Origin of the sequence: Streptomyces alkaliphilus (assembly GCF_014141535.1) — a bacterium.
In the GTDB taxonomy this organism is placed as follows: domain Bacteria; phylum Actinomycetota; class Actinomycetes; order Streptomycetales; family Streptomycetaceae; genus Streptomyces; species Streptomyces alkaliphilus.
The window spans coordinates 1-3728 of sequence record NZ_VKHT01000505.1 but is presented as its reverse complement, the minus strand read 5'-3'; the positions used below and the strand labels follow the sequence as shown (position 1 = coordinate 3728).

At 75.1% G+C, this 3728-nt stretch carries 2 protein-coding genes; both read right to left on the bottom strand.

Translation table 11 applies throughout. The features are described 5' to 3' along the window. Positions 1-7: 7 nt before the first annotated feature. Positions 8-1594, bottom strand: coding sequence for a penicillin-binding transpeptidase domain-containing protein (locus tag FNQ90_RS15705; RefSeq protein ID WP_323379990.1), 1587 nt, complete (start codon positions 1592-1594; stop codon positions 8-10). Positions 1595-2013: 419 nt separating this feature from the next. Next, complete coding sequence (locus FNQ90_RS15700) at positions 2014-3720, bottom strand: dolichyl-phosphate-mannose--protein mannosyltransferase (RefSeq protein ID WP_228471254.1); 1707 nt, start codon at positions 3718-3720, stop codon at positions 2014-2016. Between the last annotated feature and the right edge of the window lie 8 nt (positions 3721-3728).

Below are 3728 nucleotides of genomic sequence, written 5' to 3'. Positions count from 1 at the left end.
GAGGCGGTCAGGGGGCGGCGTTGAGGACGCGGGCCACCAGGGGGCCGGCGATCTTGCCGCCGTGTCCGCTCTCGGGCACCACGGCCGCCACCGCCAGGTCGTCCCGGTAGGCGGTGAACCAGGCGTTGGGGTCCTCCTGGCCGATGACCTCGGCCGAGCCGGTCTTCGCCCCGGTCTCGCCGGGCACCCCGGACATCGCCGCCGAGGCGGTGCCGTACTGCACGGCCGCCACCATCAGCCCGCGCAGCTGCGCGGCGGTACCCTCCGACGGCCCGGCGGCGGTGGCGAGTTCCCGGCCGTCGTGGTCCGGCGGCACCAGGTACGGCTGCCGGAACGAGCCGTCCCGCACGGTGGCCGACACCGAGGCCATCACCAGCGGGTTGGCCCGCACGCCGGCCTGGCCGATCAGCTGGGCGGCCATCTGCGCGTTGGACTCCACCGGGACCGTGCCGGACTCCACCGCGATCCCGGCGTCCCACTCCAGGCCGATGCCGAAGGTATTCCGGGCGTAGGTGCCCAACTCCTCGTCGGACAGCTCGGGCGCCGCCGAGACGAAGGCGGTGTTGCAGGAGGCGGCGAAGCTCTGCGCGAAGGTGCCGCCCTCCAGCTCGAACTCGTTGAGGTTCTCGAACGGCCAGCCGCCGTGGTCGAAGTTCTTCGGGCACGGGTGGACGGCGGACGGCGAGGCCAGCCCGCGGTCGATCATCAGCGCCGAGCTGACGATCTTCCAGGTCGAGCCCGGCGCCATGCGTCCCTTCACGGCCAGGTCGGTGGACTCCCCGGGGTCCTCCTCCGGGTCGGGGGCGGGTGTGGTGACCAGGGCCAGGATCTCGCCGGTGCTCGGTCGGATCGCGGCCAGGCCGGCGCGGTCGGTGTCGGCGAGGACATCCTCGGCCGTCGCCTGGAGGTCGGCGTCGATGGTGGTCGGCACCTCGACGGGGTTCGGCGACTCCAGCTCCAGGAGCTGTTCCAGCCGGGCCCCGGAGGCGTCCACGAGCCGCAGCTCGCTGCCGGGGTCGGCGTCCGCGCCGTAGCGGGCGCCCAGTTCGGTGAGGACCGCCGCCAGCGAGGGATGGTCCTCGGCGGTCAGCTCGTCGCCGTCGCGGTCCAGCACCCGCACCGCCGCGTCCTCGGAGAGCGGCCCCGTCTCCAGACGGTTGCCGTCGGTCAGGTCGGGGTGCACGACGGTCGGCTCCCAGGCCACCACCGTGCCGAGGTCGTCGTCCCGACGCACCGACAGCTCCGAGCGGTACTGCCAGTCGACCTTGTCGGAGGCGTCGCCGCCACCGCCGTCCGCACCCTCGCCGTCGTCACCGCCGACGGGCAGGCGGACGGTCACCAGGAAGGAGATGTCGTCGCCGGAACTCGTCCCCGGCGTGAGGGTGAGGTCCGCCAGGCCGGTGTCGGCGGCGAAGGCCTCGAGCGCGGTCCGTGCCGCGGCGGGGTCGTCGGTCAGGCCCGCGGCCTTCTCGACGTTGCCGTTCTCCCAGGCGTTGAGGAACTCGGCGGCGGTCTCGGCCGGCGTGGCGTTCCTGGCGGTGGTGTCGTCGGAGCCGCCGGAGTTGCACCCCGCGACCACGGCCAGCGCGGCCACCGTGACGATGCCCCGGGTGACGCGCCGGCCGGGCCCGCCGCGCCGGAACGCGCCGACCGCCGGTCGCGCCGTCGGCCCGGATCCGGGCTCACCCCCGGTCGTTCCCCGTGGTGAACCGCCCGGTCGGGCCCCGGTCGTCGTGTGCCGCGCCCCGCGCGTCGTTCCCGTCACCGGTGTCCCCCACCGTGTCGTGTCGTGTCCCGTCCCCGTCGTGCCGGTACCGGTTCCCGGGCCCCGCAGGCCCCACAGCGTTCTCATCCGCACCTCGCACGTTCAGACGCCGCAGCCTACCCGGCGTGCCCCGGGGGCCCCGCGCGGTGTCCGTCCCGGTGGCTCGGAACCCACCCGATCGGCCGGCCCGACGGAGGTGCGGGCGGACTCCCCGCGGGCCGCCCGGGACCCAACGGGACCGGCCCCGATCAGATCCAGGTCGGCAGCCACATCCGGGCACGCCAACCGTCCATCGGCAGCGGCACGTCCGCGTACACGGGGTAGAAGAACACGAAGTTCCAGACCACGGCGAGGACGACGACCCCGCACGCCGCGATGCCCACCGTCCGCCGTCGTTCCGGGCACCCCGGCGGCCCCAGGACCGCTCCCAGCGCCATCGTCAGCGCCAGGCACAGGAACGGCACCAGCACCACCGCGTAGAAGTAGTAGATCGTCCGGTCCTGGTAGAGGAACCACGGCAGCAGACCGGCCGCCGTCCCGCACAGGATCGCGCCGGCACGCCAGTCCCGGCGGGCCGCCCACCGCCACAGGCAGTAGACCAGGGCGGCGCAGGCAGCCCACCACAGCAACGGGGTGCCCAGGGCCAGTACCTCGCGGGCGCAGCCGCCGGCCTCCCGGCACGCCCCCTCGCCCTCCTCCTCCGACAGGTAGAAGAACGACACCGGCCGCCCGGCCACGAGCCAGCTCCACGGATTGGACTGGTAGCTGTGCTCGGAGTCCAGGCCGACGTGGAAGCCGTAGACCTCCGAGTGGTAGTGCCACAGGCTGCGCAGCGCGTCCCCGACCGGGTGCCCGGTGGGGGCGTTCTCCGCCGCCCAGTCCCGGTGGTAGCCGCCGGGGCGCAGGAACCAGCCGGCCCACGAGGCGAGGTAGACGGCCACCGCCACCGGCACCGTGGACAGGAACGCGGGGACGGCGTCGCGGCGCAGCATCGCCCGGTACGGGCGGGGGGCGCCGGCGGTGCGCCGGGTCGCCGCGTCCCACAGCACGATCATGATGCCGAAGGCGACCAGCACCCACAGGCCGCTCCACTTGGTGGCGCAGGCCAGGCCGAGGCAGACCCCGGCGGCGATCCGCCACGGGCGCCATCCGAGGCGGGCGCGCCGGCCGGTCCCGGCGTCGGGGCGCAGCATCCCGTCCTCGGAGCGGTTGCCGCGCGGCGGCCGGTCGGGGGTGCGGGCCGCGTCCTCCAGCGCCGCCGCCATCCGGGCCCGGGAACGGTCGCGGTCCACCAGCAGGCAGCCGAAGGCGGCCAGGATCCAGAACATCAGGATCAGGTCGAGCAGGGCGGCCCGGCTCATCACGAAGTGCAGGCCGTCCACGGCCATGAACAACCCGGCGAGGCAGCCCAGCGCGGTGGAACGGAACAGTCGGCGGCCGATCCGGCACAGCATCAGCACCGAGAGAGCGCCCAGCAGGGCGGGCACGAAGCGCCAGCCGAAGGGCGTCATGCCGAAGGCCCACTCGCCGAGCGCGATCAGCCACTTGCCCGCCGGGGGGTGCACCACGTAGGCGGCGGAGTCGCCGAGCGGGACGACGCCGTCGAGGATCCGCTCGTTGGCGTCCTCGGGCCAGTTCGCCTCCCAGCCGCGCCGCAGCAGCGCCCAGGCGTCCTTGGCGTAGTAGGTCTCGTCGAACATGACGACCGCGGGGCGGTCCAGGCGCGCGAAACGCAGCACCCCGGCGAAGGCGGCGACCAGCAGCGGGCCCACCCAGCCCATCGCCCCGGCGAGGCGGGCGGCGGTGCCGGGGGCGAAGCCGAAGTACCCCCACAGCCGGGTGCCGGGCTCCGGGAAGGGTGGCACCAGGCGCCGGCGGACGCCGCCGTCGGTGCGCGGTCGGTGGACGCGCGGCCCCCGGCCGTCGCCCGGCGGTGGTGGGCCGGTGGGGCGCAGCGGGGGGC